Source organism: Micromonospora sp. FIMYZ51 (assembly GCF_038246755.1).
Taxonomy (GTDB): domain Bacteria; phylum Actinomycetota; class Actinomycetes; order Mycobacteriales; family Micromonosporaceae; genus Micromonospora.
The window spans coordinates 3,716,983-3,730,982 of record NZ_CP134706.1; the positions used below are offsets into that span (position 1 = coordinate 3,716,983).

A 14,000-nucleotide genomic window follows, 5' to 3' on the forward strand; every position below is an offset into this window, starting at 1 on the left:
GGGTACCGAGGACCGTGCCCAGGCGGCCCCGCCATCTGTCCCATGTAGACGTGGCCGCATCCTCGCCGAGACCCGCGACCGGGGCGCGGCGGACTACTCCGGGCCGGCACGGCACCCACCTGCCGTCAGACGCCGAACTGGCCGGGCCCCGGGGTGCGGGGTCCGGCCAGTCGGGCGTTGGTGCTCACCACGGGGGTACGGGTCAGCTGTTCCAGTACTGGGAGACGATCTCCGCCGACTGCTCCTCCCACTGGGCGTAGTGGAACGGGTAGGCCGAGACCTGCACGGTCTGCGCCGCGCTGGTCAGCGGCATGTTCCGCCAGCCGTGGACCCGCTTGAGCGCCTCGAAGAAGGCGGCCGAGGAGTACTCCGGATCGGTGATCTGCTCCACGCTGCCCCAGCCGGTGGACGGCCGCTGCTGGAACAGGCCCTGCGAGTCGTGGTCGTTGTACGCGCCCAGGTGGCCGAGGTTGTACAGCTTCGACTCCTGGATGGCGGTGGCGATGCCGATCACCGCGCCCCGCTCGCCCACACCTGTCTTCTTGGCCACCTCGATGATGGTCTTGGCGTTGTCCCGCTGGGCCTGGTCGAGCGGGATCCGCGACTGCGCGCCCTGCACGCCGTACGGGATCAGCTCGGCACGGCTGGGCTTGTCGCCACGGCCGGCGGTGGCCGACCCCGACTCGGTCGCGCCGTCGCGGCCGGTGGCCTTGTCGATCGCCGCGACCGCGCCCTCGTGCGGCCCGCTGGTGATCGGTGCGGCGATGGCGCTCGGGCCGAGGGCCAGCCCGGCGAGGGCGGTCACGCCCACGACGCTCAGCGCGGTCTTCCGGTTCGGGTTCGTCGCGATGGCCGGGAGCCATCGAGTGAAGTCCAGCTTCACGATGGTTGCCCCTTCGATCGTTACGAGCCGCTCGGGGTGAGCCGCTCTCGGGAGACTGCACCGGGGTTTGGGGGCCGGCGCTTTGGGGAAACAACCCGCCCGCCTCGTCGGGCATTCCGGAAATGTCGCTGACTCCGCAGGCTGCGATTCTGCTCACCCGCGCGGCCGGGCAGCCGGTGCCGGTCGACGACAAACGAGACAACAAGGGACGTACGCCGCGTCAGCCGCCGTACGGGATGCCGAACCGGACCAGGACGTGCCAAAGCTGCTTCAGGTGCTGGAGGGTGTCCGCGACCGGTCCCCGATCGGCCCACCGGCCCGGTTCGGTCACCACCGAGGCGGCGGCGCGACCGATCAGCGCGGCGTGCAGCGGCTCCCCGGGCCGGGCGAACTCGGCGTGCACCCGGGCCGCCAGCGGCGGGATCGCCGGCCCCCGGAACTCCGCGTCGACCTGGTGCACCGGCAGCACGAAGCCGGCGTGCCAGCGCAGCGGAAAACCGTACCGGCGGGCCACGGCGGCGAGGATGTCGCCGCTGTCGGTGCCCTGGAACGAGGGATCGACCACCAGTTCGGCCACGTCCCGGGCCAACCGCAGCTCGCCGTGGATCTGCGCCTCGATGTAGTCGTCGAGGGCGCGCCCGGCGGCGCGGGGTTCGGCGGCGACCTCCGCCCGGATGCGCAGCAGCTCGCCGGTGAGGGCGACCAGGTCACCGGGTCGGCCGAGGCTGATCCCGGTGTCCACGGTCGCCGCGAGCAGCGCGGCCAGCACCGGCTCGATCACGTCGACGGTGCCGACGTCACGTGGGCCGAGGTGGCTGTCGCCGAAGCAGAACGTGGTGCGGCTCAGCACCTCGGTTCGCAGCCGCAGGTGGCAGGAGCCGAACCGGGGGCAGGCGCCGTCCGGATGGTCGAGCAGGTTCAGGCCGCCGTACTTCGGCCGGTCCGCCGGGCGTACGCCCGCACGTTGGTACGCGCCGCCGAACATGCGCTGTTCCCAGCGGTCCCGGTCGCCACCGGCGTACGCGCTCAGGCCACCGTTGGAGATCCCGGTCTCGAACTGGCTGCGGTAGACGCCCTCGGCCGCGAGCGCCTCGGCGACCGTGCGCCCGTCGGCGAGCAGCCGGTCGGGGTGGAAGTTGAGGGTGACCCGGCCGGTGCTGCCGATCGCCGCGACGAGTCGCGTCGGATCGTGCCGTACCCCGGTGCCGGCGAGGGTACGGGCGATGGTCTCCAGGGCGGCGGGCCGGTCACGCAGCGCCACCGCCCGGACGTACCGCAACGCGTCGCGCTGCGCGGCGGTCAGTGCCCCCGGGCCAGCCACTGCGGCAGCTGCGGTGCCTCGGCGCCGATTGTGCTGCTGTCGCCGTGACCGGTGTGCACCACGGTCTGCGGCGGCAGGGTGAGCAGCCGGTCGCGGATCGAGGTGATGATGGTGCCGAAGTCGCTGTACGACCGGCCGGTGGCGCCCGGACCACCGGCGAAGAGCGTGTCGCCGGTGAAGACGACGTCCAGCGCGGGCGCGTACAGGCAGCACGCGCCGGGACTGTGTCCGGGGGTGTGCAGCACGGTCAGCGTGGTGCCGCCCACCTCGATCGTCTCGCCGTCGCGCAGCTGCCCACCCGGCGGCTGGTCCGGGTGCACCAGGTCCCACAGCACCCGGTCGTCGGGGTGCAGCAGCACCGGCGCGCCGGTGGCGCGGGACAGTTCCGGGGCGACCCGGACGTGGTCGTCGTGGGCGTGGGTGGCGACGATCGCGGTGACCCGACGACCGGCCACCACCTTCAGGATGGCGTCCACGTCGTGCGGGGCGTCGATGACGACGCACTCGGTGTCGTCGCCGACCACCCAGACGTTGTTGTCGACGTCGAAGGTCTGCCCGTCCAGGGAGAAGGTGCCGGAGGTGACGGCGTGGTCGATCCGGGCCGACATCAGAAGACCACCACCGAGCGGAGCACGTCGCCGCGGTGCATCCGCGCGAACGCCTCCTCGACCCCGTCCAGGCCGATCTCCTCGGTGACGAAGGCGTCCAGGTCGAGGCGGCCCTGTAGGTAGAGCTCGGTGAGCATGGGGAAGTCGCGGCTGGGCAGGCAGTCGCCGTACCAGCTGGACTTCAGCGCGCCACCGCGACCGAAGACGTCGAGCAACGGCAGCTCGACCCGCATGTCCGGGGTGGGTACGCCGACCAGTACCACGGTGCCGGCCAGGTCCCGGGCGTAGAACGCCTGCTTCCAGGTCTCCGGCCGGCCGACCGCGTCGATCACCACGTCGGCGCCGAAGCCGCCGGTGGCCGCCTGAATCTCCGCGACCGGGTCGGTCTCGGAGGCGTTGACCGTGTGCGTGGCGCCGAACTTGCGGGCCCAGTCGAGTTTGCGGGAGTCGGTGTCCACGGCGATGATCGTCGTTGCGCCGGCAAGCGCCGCGCCGGCCACCGCCGCGTCGCCGACACCGCCGCAGCCGATCACCGCCACCGAGTCGCCGCGGGTCACCCCGCCGGTGTTCATGGCCGCGCCGAGACCCGCCATCACCCCGCAGCCGAGCAGGCCGACGGCGGCCGGCCGGGCCGCCGGGTCCACCTTGGTGCACTGACCGGCGTGCACCAGGGTCTTCTCGGCGAACGCGCCGATGCCCAGCGCCGGGGAGAGTTCGGTGCCGTCGGTGAGGGTCATCTTCTGGGCGGCGTTGTGGGTGGCGAAGCAGTACCAGGGGCGACCGCGCCGGCAGGCCCGGCACACTCCGCAGACGGCCCGCCAGTTGAGCACCACGAAGTCACCGGGTGCGACGGCGTCCACTCCCGCGCCGACCTGCTCGACGATGCCGGCCGCCTCGTGGCCGAGCAGGAAGGGGTAGTCGTCGCTGATGCCGCCCTCGCGGTAGTGCAGGTCGGTGTGGCAGACCCCGCAGGACTGCACCCGCACCACCGCCTCACCGGGCCCGGGATCCGGCACCACGATGTCGGTGACCTCGACGGGTGCACCCTTGCTGCGGGAGACGACTCCCCTGACCTGCTGGCTCACGCTTTCCTCCTACTCCGCGTCGGCGCGAAGCGCCGGCGTCGCTGCGCCACGGCGTCGCCGGAGGGGCGGCGACGCATCCGCGCACTCCCGTTGGGCAACCTACCGCCACCAGGTCGCATCGGCACAGCTTCGGCCCGGATGGTCGGCGCGACATGCCCGTCCCGGTGCCGACGTGCGGCGTTGCGCCAGCGCAGAACCTGTACCGCACCGACGGCCCAGAGCACGTACTGCACGGCGAAGGCCCATCGGAACGCATTCAGGTCGGGGGCGGCCTGCCCGGCCGGGGTGGCCAGGTCGAGCACCACGCCGATGCTGAGCACCAGGATGATCGAGGCGGTGAAGCCGCCGACGTTGACGATCCCGGCGGCGCTGCCGAGGCGGCTGACCGGGTTGAAGGTCCGCGCGTAGTCGAGACCGATCATCGAGCCGGGGCCGTTGAGGGCCAGCACGAGCACGAGCGTGAGGAGCAGCCAGCCGGGTGCGCGTCCCGGCCAGGCGAGCAGCACGGCCCAGATGGCGGCGGTGGCGCCGGTGATGCTGAAGACCAGCACCGAACGATGGCGCGGGTAGCGGGCGCACAGGTACGCGATCACCGGGCCGGTGAGCAGCATGGCGAGGGTCAGCACGGTGAGCAGCGAGGCCGCCGCGGTCGGGGTGAGCCCCTGCCCCTGCACCAGGAACGGGAAGCCCCAGAGCAGCGCGAAGACCGTGCCGGAGAACTGGATGACGAAGTGTGTCCAGAGCCCCAGCCGGGTGCCCGGATGGGTCCAGGCGTCAGCGAGCCGACGCCCGGCCGACGCGGGCGCGGCCACCAGCGGGCCGTGTGGGGCGTCCCGGACGGCGGCGAAGACCATCAGCAGCGCCGCCGCGGACACTCCGGCCGCGGTCAGGAAGGCGGTGGTCCAGTTGGTGTGCGCCAGCAGCGCCACAAGCGGTACGGCGGCGAGCACCGCGCCGAGTTGGCCGAGCGTGCCGGTCAACTGGGCCAGCAGCGGGTTGCGTCGGCCCGGAAACCAGAACGCGACGAGGCGCAGCACGCTGATGAAGCTCATCGCGTCGCCGAGGCCGACAAGCACCCGGGCCGCCACGGCCAGACGCACATCGGTGACCAGGGCGAAAGCGAGCTGCCCGGCGATCATCAGCGCTCCGCCGGTGAGCAGCAGCCGACGCGAGCCGTACCGGTCGAGCAGGATCCCGACCGGCACCTGCATCACCGCGTACACGGCGAGTTGGGCGACGGTGAGGGTGGCCAGCGTGGCGGCGCTGATGCCGAAGCGGTGCGTGGCCTCCACGCCGGTGACGCCGAGCGAGGTCCGGTGGAACACCGCCGCGATGTACGCGGTGAGCGCCACCGACCAGACCAGTACGGCCCGGCCGGCTGGTATCCGCGCGGGTTGGCTCACCGGGCGGGGCCGAGGAAGACACGCTCGGCGGTGTCGATGTGCGCGGCCACGGCGGCGAGCCACGCCTCGGGATCGTCGCCGTCGAGGGCGGCCAGCTGGGCGGCGTGCTCGGTCAGCGCCGCCTCGGCCCAGCGGGGCGAGAGCCGGAAGCTGGCCTCGCCCATGCGGACCTGCCGGTCGCGTAGCCGCTGGTACAGCTCGGCGAGGATGTCGTTGCCGGCCGCGTTGACCACGGTGGCGTGGAAGGCCCGGTCGGCGGCCATCAGGGCGGTCAGGTCACCGGCGGCGTGCGCGGTACGCATCTCGGCCAGCCGGTCGGCCAGTTGGGCGCGGATCTCGGCGCGCCGGGCCCAGATCCGCCCGGCGGCGTGCACCTCGACCAGCCGGCGGGCCTCGACCACGTCGGCGATTTCACGGGCCGAGACCGGCAGGATCAGCGCACCTCGTTTCGGATAGAGCCGGACCAGCCCTTCGGTTTCCAGCCGCAGCAGGGCCTCGCGGACCGGGGTACGCGACACCCCGGTCGCCTCGGCGATCTGCCCCTCGCTGACCAGCGTGCCGCCGGGATGCAGTTGTTCCAGGATGGCCTGTTTGAGGTGGCGGTAGGCACGTTCGGCCGCGGACAGCCCGGTGGACCGACCGGTCACCGAGGGATGCGTCATGTATCTATCATGGCCCCTCGCGTCGGCCGCGTAGCCAGCGGGGTGCGTTGTCGGTCTTCGTGGCGCACCGGCCCGGTCCCGGGCCGTCGATCGTGGACCCGCCGTCAGCGCACCGAACCGGCGCGCACGAGGTCGGCGGCGGCGGGCAGCCGGGCCAGTTCCGCAGCGGTCTGGGTGGGGTTGGCGAGCCGGCGGGCCAGGGCCTCGTCGACCAACGGCACGACGTGGTCACGCAGCGCATCCAGGTAGCACCGCAGCAGCTCGGCGGCTGCGGCGGCCAGCGGCTGCGCCGGGTCGAGGGCGACCTGGGCGTGGATCAGTGCGGTCATCGCCACGTCCAGCCCGGGCGGGCCGTGCCGGACGTTACGCCAGTCGATGAGCACCGGGCCGAGCGGGTCGAGGATGACGTTGTCCGGATGCAGGTCCAGGTGCAGGATCCGCTCGCCGGGCGCCGCGCCCGGCCGCGGCGGCACCGAATGCAGCCGGCGGTGCAGGTCGGCCAGCATGCCGGCCGCCGGCTCCACATCGATCGCCCCGGCGAGCAGTGCCTGGAGCATCGTCGGGCCGGACACCCGCCGCAGCACCAGATCCGCGCCGCTGGCCTGGTACACCTGGGGCACCGGATAGCCGGCCGCGTGCAGGTACGTCATGAAATCGGCCTCGACCGTGACGTCGCTGCCGTCGCGGTAGCGACGGAGCACCCGCTCGCTGTCCAGCGCGTACACGTCGGCGTCCCGCCCGGTGGCGAACGGCTCTGTCACGGCCCCGACGGTAGCCGGTCCGCGCCGCTGGGGGTGGCCCGCTCAGCCGGCGGCGACGAGCGCGATTCCCTCCTCGATGGTCGAGCCGGAGTTGGCCGCGTAGCCCAGCACCAGGCCGGGAGGATACGGCCGCTGGCAGTGCCAGGACAGGGGCTGCACCTTCACCCCCCGGGCCAGGGCCGCCGTCGCCAGTTCGGTGTCGGTCACGTCGTCGGCCAGGGTGACCGTCAGGTGCAGCCCGGCCGCCGCGCCGTGCACGGTGGCGCCGGGCAGGTGTCGGGCCAGCGCCGCGATCATCGCGTCGCGTCGCCGTACGTGCCGACGGCGCAGCAGCCGCAGGTGCCGCTCCAACGCCCCGGAGCTGATCAGCTCGGCGAGGACCAGTTGGGGCAGGACGGCGTTGCCCAGGTCGGCTTCGCGTTTGGCGGCGACCACGGCGTCCCGGTACCGACGGGGCACCAGCAGCCAGCCGGTCCGCAGGGCCGGAGCGAGCAGCTTCGAGACGCTGCCGACGTAGCAGACTCCCTCCGGCAGGGTGGCCCGCAACGCCGGCACCGGCGGCCGGTCGTAGCGGTGCTCGGCGTCGTAGTCGTCCTCGATGACCAGCCCACCGGCGCGGGCCCAGTCGGCGAGTTGGCGACGACGTGCCCCGTCGAGCACCACACCTGTCGGAAACTGGTGCGCAGGGGTGAGCGTGACTGCGGGCACCCCGCTCGCGGTCAGTTCGTCGACCCGCAGTCCGGCGCCGTCCACCGGGATCGGCACGGTGGCGAGCCGCGAGCGGTCGAGATGCTGCCGTACGCCGAGCGAGCCCGGGTCCTCCACGCCGATCCTGGTGACGTCGTCGTCCCGCAGCAGCTGCGCAAGCAGGCCGAGCGCCTGGGTCACCCCGGTCGTGACGATCACCTCGGCCGGGTCGATCCGGATGCCCCGGTTGCGGGCCAGCCAGCCGGCAACCGCCCGGCGCAGCATGGGCGTACCGCACGGGTCGCCGTAGCCCAGGTCCGACGCGGCCATTCGCCCCAGCACGGTCCGCTCGGCGCGCAGCCAGGCCGCGCGGGGAAAGGCCGCCAGATCGGGTACGCCGGGCGTCAGGTCGATGCGCGCCGCAGCGGTACGCAGCCGGTCGAAGATGTCCGGGCCGGGCGCCGACGAGAACGGCCCGGCGGCGCTCGGCGTACCCGTCGCTGCGCTCGCGGCGCGGCCCGGCCCGCCGCCAGCCGGCTCCGCCGCCGGGGTGAGGCGCGCCGCCCCGGTGTGCGAGGGCGGGGGCGGCAGCGGGGCGGCGACCACCACCGTCCCGCCGCGCCCTCGGCCGGCCACCTGCCCTTCCTCCGTCAGCCGTTGGTACGCCTCCACCACCACGCCCCGCGACACACCGAGGTCGGCGGCGAGTACCCGGGTGGCGGGCAGTCGGGCGCCGACCGGCACGACCCGATCGGCGATGGCCCGGCGTAGCCGGTCGGCGAGCCAGGCGGCGCGCCCACCGCGCGGCGCTTGGCCGATGTCCAGGTTCAGGAAGTCGGAGCCGGCGTTAAGAGGGGGCCCCGCTACTACCTGAGGCGTTAACAGGGGGCCCTTCCTTGCAGTTATGGACCTGTCAGGAAGGTGGGATTTGGCCCTGCTCATGGGACCATTGTGGCGGCAGGGTGGGTGGGTGACCATCGCCTTCCTACTCACCACGCTCGTCGTGGTCGCCACCCCGGGTGCCGGGGTCCTGTTCACGCTCTCCGCCGGGCTGACCGGCGGTCGCCGGGCCGCCCTGATCGCCGCGCTGGGTGGCACCCTGGCCACCGTGCCGCACCTGCTGGCGGCCATGACCGGCATCGCCGCGCTGCTGCACTCCAGCGCGCTCCTCTTCGACCTGGTCAAGTATCTGGGCGCGGGCTATCTGCTCTGGCTGGCCGTGTCGACCCTGCGCCAGCGCGGCGCGTTCACCGTGGACGGCGCGGGGCCCGCCCGCTCGACGCGCCAGATCATCGTCTCGGTGCTGCTGATGAACCTGCTCAACCCCAAGTTGACGATCTTCTTCGTGGCGTTCCTGCCGCAGTTCGTCGACCCGCACGCCCCGGGCGCGTTGAGCCGGATGCTCGCCCTGGGCACGGTGTTCACGGTGACCACGCTTGTGGTCTTCGTCGGCTACGGCCTCGGTGCCGTCGCGGTACGCCGACGGGTGCTCGACCGCCCTCGGGTCGCCGACTGGCTGCGGCGCGGTTTCGCCGCGTCGTTCCTGGCGCTCGGCCTGCTGCTGACCCGCGCCCAGCCCTGAACCCCGGTCAGGCGGTCTCGCCGGGGGCGAGGTGGCGGTAACCGGGGACGGACTCGCCGAACCAGCCGTTGACGCTGGCCAGGCCCCGCTCGTTGAGCTGGGCGTCGTGGATCGGGAAGACCTGCGCCGCGCCGGCGGCCACCGCGAAGTCGATCGCCTCGGTCAGCTTCAGCCAGGACGCCTGCGCCGGCACCAGCAGCGTACGTACCGACCGGCCGGGCGGATGCAGCGAGTCGCCTGGGTGGTAGACCTCGTCGGCGACCAGGTAGCCGAGGTTGGCGCAGTCGGGTTGGCCGCCGTGGATGGGGGCGTGCCGGCCGCCGACGGCGGTCACGTCGAGACCGGCGGCGGTGAAGCGTTCGCCCGCGCGGACCCGGATCACCGGCAGCGGTGCCAGGTCCGGCAGTACGGCGCCCTCCGGCACGATGACCGGCACGCCCAGCCCGGCCAGCCGCAACACGTCGATGTGGTCGGTGTGCTCGTGGCTGACCAGCACCGCGTCCGCGCCGGCCAGGGCCCGCGGCTCGCTCCAGGTGCCGGGATCGATGACGAGCACGCCGCCGTCGTGTTCGAGTCGGACGCAGGCATGCGTGTACTTCGTGATCCGCATCTGTCGACCGTACGGCTAGGGCCTGCGGGCCGCCCGCCGTCGCCGTGCCGGTGGCTGCCCCACCGCCTCCTCGGCCACCTGGCAGAGGTCGGTGAGCGGATCGGCTTCCTGCGCCGCGCAGGCCACCCGACGCAGCAGGTCGCGCAGTGCCGCAGCCTGCTGCGCGGTGAGCGGCTGGAGCAGGTGGGACTCGACCGTACGCAGCGTCTCCCGGCGACGGCTTGCCGCTTCGCGGCCGGCGGCGGTGAGGGTGACCAGCCGGCTGCGGCGGTCGGCCGGATCGGGCCGGCGTACCACCAGGCCGTCCTGCTCCAGATCGTCGATCAGGTACGTCAGGACGGTGCGGTCGATGCCCAGTTCCTCGGCGATCGCGCCCTGGTTGCGGGGCGGCTCCCGGTCGGCCGCGGTGAGCACCTGGTAGCCGCGCGGCCCGCCGGGCAGGTCGCCGACGGCATGCTCGGCGGCGCGGGCGTACGCGCGGAACAGCACACCAAGCATCCACCCGAGGTCTTCGTTGATCGGGTCGGGATCAAGGCCGTTGCCCGGGACGCCACTCATACCCCCAGGTTAGCGTAAGTCACAGACTTTATTGGGCGATGATGTTCTGTCTGACATAACATCTGTGAGGACGGTGATCGGCACCGCGCCGCCGGACGAAGGGTTGACAATGAGCGACTACGGGCACGCACTGACCTTCGGGTCGTTCCTGACGCCCGGCAACGCCGACCCGGCGCGGCCGGTAGGTCTCGCCATGCTCTCCGAGCAGGTCGGGCTCGACCTGGTCACCTTCCAGGACCATCCGTACCAGTCCAGTTTTCTGGACACCTGGACGCTGCTGAGCTTCGTGGCCGCGCGCACCGAGCGGGTCCGGCTGGCCGCGAACGTGACAAACCTGCCGCTGCGCCCACCCGCCGTGCTGGCGCGCAGCGTGGCCAGCCTCGACCTGCTCAGCGGTGGCCGCACCGAGCTGGGCCTGGGCGCCGGGGCGTTCTGGGACGCCATCGAGGCGATGGGCGGTCGGCGGCTCTCCCCCGGCCAGGGCGTACAGGCCCTGGAGGAGGCGATCGAGATCATCCGCCAGATCTGGGACGCCGACGCCCGCGGTGGCGTCCGGGTCGACGGGAAGTTCCACCGCGCCGTCGGGGCTAAGCGGGGTCCCGCCGGAGCCCATGACCTGAGCATCTGGCTCGGCGCCTACAAGCCGCGCATGCTCGCGCTGACCGGGCGGCGGGCCGACGGCTGGCTGCCCTCGCTTGCCTACCTGAGCCCCGGTGACCTGGCCAAGGGCAACGCGATCATCGACGACGCCGCCACCGAGGCGGGTCGTTCGCCGGCCGACGTGCGCCGGCTGCTCAACATCAACGGACGGTTCGCACCGGTCGGGCGCGGCCCGCTGGACGGGCCGGCCGAGCAGTGGGCCGAGGAACTGGCCGACCTCGCCCTCACCGAGGGGATCAGCACCTTCATCCTGGGCAGCGACGACCCCGACGACCTGCGACGGTTCGCCGCCGAGGTGGCCCCGGCCACCCGGGAACTGGTCGCCACCGAACGCGGCACCGGCACGGCCGGCACCGGCACGAGCGGCACCGGCACGAGCGGCACCTCGACGGCCGACTCCCGGCCCGACAGCGCGCCGGCCACGGCACCAGGCGGCACCACACGCACGGCACCGGGCGGCACGACGAACACGGCACCGGGCGGGGTCGGGCGGGCGGCGGGCCGCCGGGCCGGCGTCGGGGCGACCCCGTTCGCGGTGGTGCCGACACCCGACGACGGGGTACGCCGCAGCGAGGTGCGGGTGTGGGACGAGTCGACCCGGCCCAGCGGGCCGGCGCCCGACCCCGAGCGCACCTACACCGCGCACGAGCAGGCCGGCGCGCAGCACCTGATCGACGTGCACGACGGGCTACGCGCCGAACTGGCCCAGATCCACGATCTGATCGAGCAGGTCGCCGCCGGGTTGATCGACGTGGGCACCGCCCGGTCGCACATCAACACGATGACCATGCGGCAGAACAAGTGGACCCTCGGCACCTACTGCGAGTCGTACTGCCGGGTGGTGACCACCCACCACACCATCGAGGACCGGTCGCTCTTCCCGCACCTGCGCCGGGCCGACTCCCGGCTGGCGCCGGTCATCGACCGGCTCGAAGCCGAGCACCACGCCATCCACGACGTACTGGAGGGGGTCGACCGGGCGCTTGTCGCCTTCGTCGCCACGCCGGACGGAATGGCCGAGCTGCGGGCCGCGGTCGACCTGCTCAGCGACACGCTGCTGTCCCACCTGTCGTACGAGGAACGCGAACTGGTCGAGCCGATCGCCCGACTCGGCGCGCACTGAGCAGCGGGGCGGCATCATCGAGGGTGTGACGCAGGCGCGGGGGCACCGGTGGGTGCCGCACACCGCCGACGTGCGGATCGAGGCGTGGGCGCCGGACCGGTCGGGCTGCCTGGCCGAGGCGGTGTGCGCGCTTGTCGAGTCGTTCACCGATCCGGCCGGGGCCCGGCCCCGGGCCGAGCGCGAGTTCCACGCACCGCCCGGCACCGACGAGGACCTGCTGGTCAGCCTCCTCGATGAGGTGATCTTCCGGCTGGAGACGACGGACGAGCTGCCGTTGCGCACCGAGGTCGCCGACGACGGTGCCGGCGGTCTGCTGGTGCGCTGGCACACCACGGGCACCGCCGAGGTGGAACTGACCGGCGCGGTGCCGAAGGCGGTCGCGCTGCACGAGCTGCGCTTCGGCCGCGACGACCGGGGCTGGTCCTGCGCGGTGACCCTGGACGTCTGAGTCACCGGGCCGACATCCGGTCTCCGCAGCCAGCGGCCCGGGTCAGCCCTTGACCACGCCGAGCGGCACCAGCCGGGCCACCTTCCGGCACAACCCGGCACCCTCGGCGGCCTCGACCACGGCCGAGATGTCCTTGTACGCCGCCGGCATCTCCTCGGCCAGACCGCGCCGCGAGGCACCGCGTACCGCGATGTCCTGCGCCTCCAGTTGGGCGCGCGGGTCGCCACCGCGCCCGGCCGCGACGGCCTGCTTGCGGCTCTGCACCCGGCCCGCGCCGTGACAGGTGGAGGCCCAGGCCGGCGCACCGGCCACCCCGGTGAGCACGTACGAGCCGGTGCCCATCGAGCCCGGGATGAGCACCGGCTGGCCGACGGGCCGCAGCTCGTCGGGCAGATCCGGGTGGCCGGGCGGCAGCGCCCGGGTGGCACCCTTGCGGTGTACGCACAACCGCCGCACACCGCCGTCGACCGGGTGCTTTTCGATCTTGGCGAGATTGTGCGAGATGTCGTAGACGAGGTCGAGTCGGCAGCCGGTCGCCCGCGTGAACACCTCGCTCGCCGCATGGGCGAGCAGCTGTCGGTTGGCCCGTGCGTAGTTCGCCGCGGCGGCCATCGCCCCCAGGTAGGCCCGACCCGCTGCGGAGTCGACCGGGGCGCAGGCGAGTTGCCGATCCGGGACGTGGATGTCGTGGCGGCCCATCACCTTCTCCATCGCCCGGACGTGGTCGGTGCAGATCTGGTGACCGAGACCGCGCGAACCGCAGTGGATCATCACGCAGACCTGCCCGGTGCGCAGCCCGAACGCCGCCGCCACCGGCTCGTCGTACACCTGCTCGACCGCCTGGACCTCGAGGAAGTGGTTGCCGGAGCCGAGGCTGCCGACCTGGCGTGCGCCGCGCTCGATCGCCCGATCGCTGACCTGGGCCGGATCGGCGTCGTCCACCGCGCCGAAGTCCTCACAGCGGTGCAGGTCGCGCGCCACGCCGAAGCCGCGCTGCACCGCGTACCGGGAACCGCCGCGCAGCACCGCGTCGAGTTCGTCGCGGCCGGTCAGGTGCCACACCGCGCCCCGACCCATGCCACGCGGAGTGGCCGCACCGAGCGCGTCCATCACCGCGCCCAGCCGTGGGCGCAGCTCGTCACGGTCCAGGTCGGCGGCGAGCAGCCGCACCCCGCAGGAGATGTCGAAGCCGACGCCGCCGGGCGAGACCACCCCGCCGGCCTCGACGTCCGTGGCGGCCACCCCACCGATCGGGAAGCCGTACCCCAGGTGCACGTCCGGCATGGCGTACGAGGCGTCGACGATGCCGGGCAGGGTGGCGACGTTGGCGACCTGCTCCAGCGACCGGTCGGCCGCCGGATCGGGCAGCAGCGACCGGGACGCGAAGACCACCCCGGGCACCCGCATCGGGTCGCGCCGGTCGATCCGGAACCGGTACGGCGACTCCTCGACCAACTCCATCCTGGGCGGCTACCCACCGCCGCCCCGACTACACCCGTCGTCGCCGGACGGCGTGCCGCAGGTGCCCGCCGTACGTCGAAAGGCGACCCTGTCGCGCGCCGCCGGACGGCAGCCGAAGCGCTGCGGCGCTCCTAGCGTCGGGAGCGCA

General features: G+C 73.3%; 14 protein-coding genes. 3 read left to right on the top strand and 11 right to left on the bottom strand.

Translation table 11 applies throughout. The annotated features are described in order from the left end of the window. Nucleotides 1-202 precede the first annotated feature (202 nt). The 8 genes from QQG74_RS16905 to QQG74_RS16940 all read right to left on the bottom strand — a co-directional run bounded on the left by QQG74_RS16905 (nt 203) and on the right by QQG74_RS16940 (nt 8,352). The gene (locus tag QQG74_RS16905) at nt 203-883 is read right to left on the bottom strand and encodes a hypothetical protein (protein WP_341715732.1); all 681 of its coding nucleotides are present in this window, start codon (nt 881-883) and stop codon (nt 203-205) included. A gap of 220 nt (nt 884-1,103) precedes the next feature. Further along, the gene (locus QQG74_RS16910) at nt 1,104-2,204 is read right to left on the bottom strand and encodes a DUF3626 domain-containing protein (protein ID WP_341715733.1); all 1,101 of its coding nucleotides are present in this window, start codon (nt 2,202-2,204) and stop codon (nt 1,104-1,106) included. Then, on the bottom strand, nt 2,183-2,812 hold the full coding sequence (locus QQG74_RS16915) for an MBL fold metallo-hydrolase (RefSeq protein ID WP_341715734.1): 630 nt from the start codon (nt 2,810-2,812) through the stop codon (nt 2,183-2,185). Before QQG74_RS16915 ends, QQG74_RS16910 begins: the two co-directional genes overlap by 22 nt. Then, the gene (locus QQG74_RS16920; protein WP_341715735.1) at nt 2,812-3,897 is read right to left on the bottom strand and encodes an S-(hydroxymethyl)mycothiol dehydrogenase; all 1,086 of its coding nucleotides are present in this window, start codon (nt 3,895-3,897) and stop codon (nt 2,812-2,814) included. Before QQG74_RS16920 ends, QQG74_RS16915 begins: the two co-directional genes overlap by 1 nt. Next, the gene (locus QQG74_RS16925; protein ID WP_341715736.1) at nt 3,894-5,300 is read right to left on the bottom strand and encodes an MFS transporter; all 1,407 of its coding nucleotides are present in this window, start codon (nt 5,298-5,300) and stop codon (nt 3,894-3,896) included. The genes QQG74_RS16920 and QQG74_RS16925 overlap by 4 nt, the downstream gene beginning before the upstream one ends. Further along, nucleotides 5,297-5,962, bottom strand: coding sequence for a GntR family transcriptional regulator (locus QQG74_RS16930; RefSeq protein WP_341715737.1), 666 nt, complete (start codon nt 5,960-5,962; stop codon nt 5,297-5,299). Before QQG74_RS16930 ends, QQG74_RS16925 begins: the two co-directional genes overlap by 4 nt. A 104-nt stretch (nt 5,963-6,066) precedes the next feature. After that, the gene (locus tag QQG74_RS16935; RefSeq protein WP_341715738.1) at nt 6,067-6,723 is read right to left on the bottom strand and encodes a phosphotransferase; all 657 of its coding nucleotides are present in this window, start codon (nt 6,721-6,723) and stop codon (nt 6,067-6,069) included. A gap of 42 nt (nt 6,724-6,765) precedes the next feature. Next, nucleotides 6,766-8,352 carry a PLP-dependent aminotransferase family protein gene (locus QQG74_RS16940; RefSeq protein ID WP_341715739.1) on the bottom strand — a complete coding sequence of 529 codons (1,587 nt, stop codon included), beginning with the start codon at nt 8,350-8,352 and terminating at the stop codon, nt 6,766-6,768. Nucleotides 8,353-8,380: 28 nt separating this feature from the next. On the opposite strand from QQG74_RS16940, the gene QQG74_RS16945 reads away from it, so the two are divergent. Then, nucleotides 8,381-8,992, top strand: coding sequence for a LysE family translocator (locus QQG74_RS16945; RefSeq protein WP_341715740.1), 612 nt, complete (start codon nt 8,381-8,383; stop codon nt 8,990-8,992). 7 nt (nt 8,993-8,999) lie between these two features. Here the strand turns inward: QQG74_RS16945 and QQG74_RS16950 are convergent, their stop codons facing one another. Both QQG74_RS16950 and QQG74_RS16955 read right to left on the bottom strand, forming a co-directional pair. Beyond that, nucleotides 9,000-9,602: an MBL fold metallo-hydrolase gene (locus QQG74_RS16950; RefSeq protein ID WP_341715741.1), complete on the bottom strand. Its 603-nt coding sequence runs from the start codon at nt 9,600-9,602 to the stop codon at nt 9,000-9,002. Nucleotides 9,603-9,617: 15 nt separating this feature from the next. Continuing rightward, a complete protein-coding gene (locus QQG74_RS16955; RefSeq protein WP_341715742.1) occupies nt 9,618-10,160 on the bottom strand; it encodes a MarR family transcriptional regulator in 543 nt (180 codons plus the stop codon). A gap of 64 nt (nt 10,161-10,224) precedes the next feature. Between QQG74_RS16955 and QQG74_RS16960 the strand changes: the two genes are divergently transcribed. Next, nucleotides 10,225-11,943, top strand: coding sequence for an LLM class flavin-dependent oxidoreductase (locus QQG74_RS16960; RefSeq protein ID WP_341715743.1), 1,719 nt, complete (start codon nt 10,225-10,227; stop codon nt 11,941-11,943). A gap of 25 nt (nt 11,944-11,968) precedes the next feature. Further along, entirely contained in the window at nt 11,969-12,391 is a 423-nt protein-coding gene (locus QQG74_RS16965) for an archease (protein ID WP_341715744.1), read from the top strand. Between the two features lie 42 nt (nt 12,392-12,433). Here the strand turns inward: QQG74_RS16965 and QQG74_RS16970 are convergent, their stop codons facing one another. Continuing rightward, nucleotides 12,434-13,852, bottom strand: coding sequence for an RtcB family protein (locus tag QQG74_RS16970; RefSeq protein WP_341715745.1), 1,419 nt, complete (start codon nt 13,850-13,852; stop codon nt 12,434-12,436). Nucleotides 13,853-14,000 lie beyond the last annotated feature (148 nt).

What these genes read in the sequence shown, in the direction of transcription:
- QQG74_RS16915 (WP_341715734.1), bottom strand. Translation starts at nt 2,812, where the DNA reads ATGTCGGCCCGGATCGACCACGCCGTCACCTCCGGCACCTTCTCCCTG.
- QQG74_RS16930 (WP_341715737.1), bottom strand. Translation starts at nt 5,962, where the DNA reads ATGACGCATCCCTCGGTGACCGGTCGGTCCACCGGGCTGTCCGCGGCC.
- QQG74_RS16940 (WP_341715739.1), bottom strand. Translation starts at nt 8,352, where the DNA reads ATGAGCAGGGCCAAATCCCACCTTCCTGACAGGTCCATAACTGCAAGG.
- QQG74_RS16950 (WP_341715741.1), bottom strand. Translation starts at nt 9,602, where the DNA reads ATGCGGATCACGAAGTACACGCATGCCTGCGTCCGACTCGAACACGAC.
- QQG74_RS16955 (WP_341715742.1), bottom strand. Translation starts at nt 10,160, where the DNA reads ATGAGTGGCGTCCCGGGCAACGGCCTTGATCCCGACCCGATCAACGAA.
- QQG74_RS16970 (WP_341715745.1), bottom strand. Translation starts at nt 13,852, where the DNA reads ATGGAGTTGGTCGAGGAGTCGCCGTACCGGTTCCGGATCGACCGGCGC.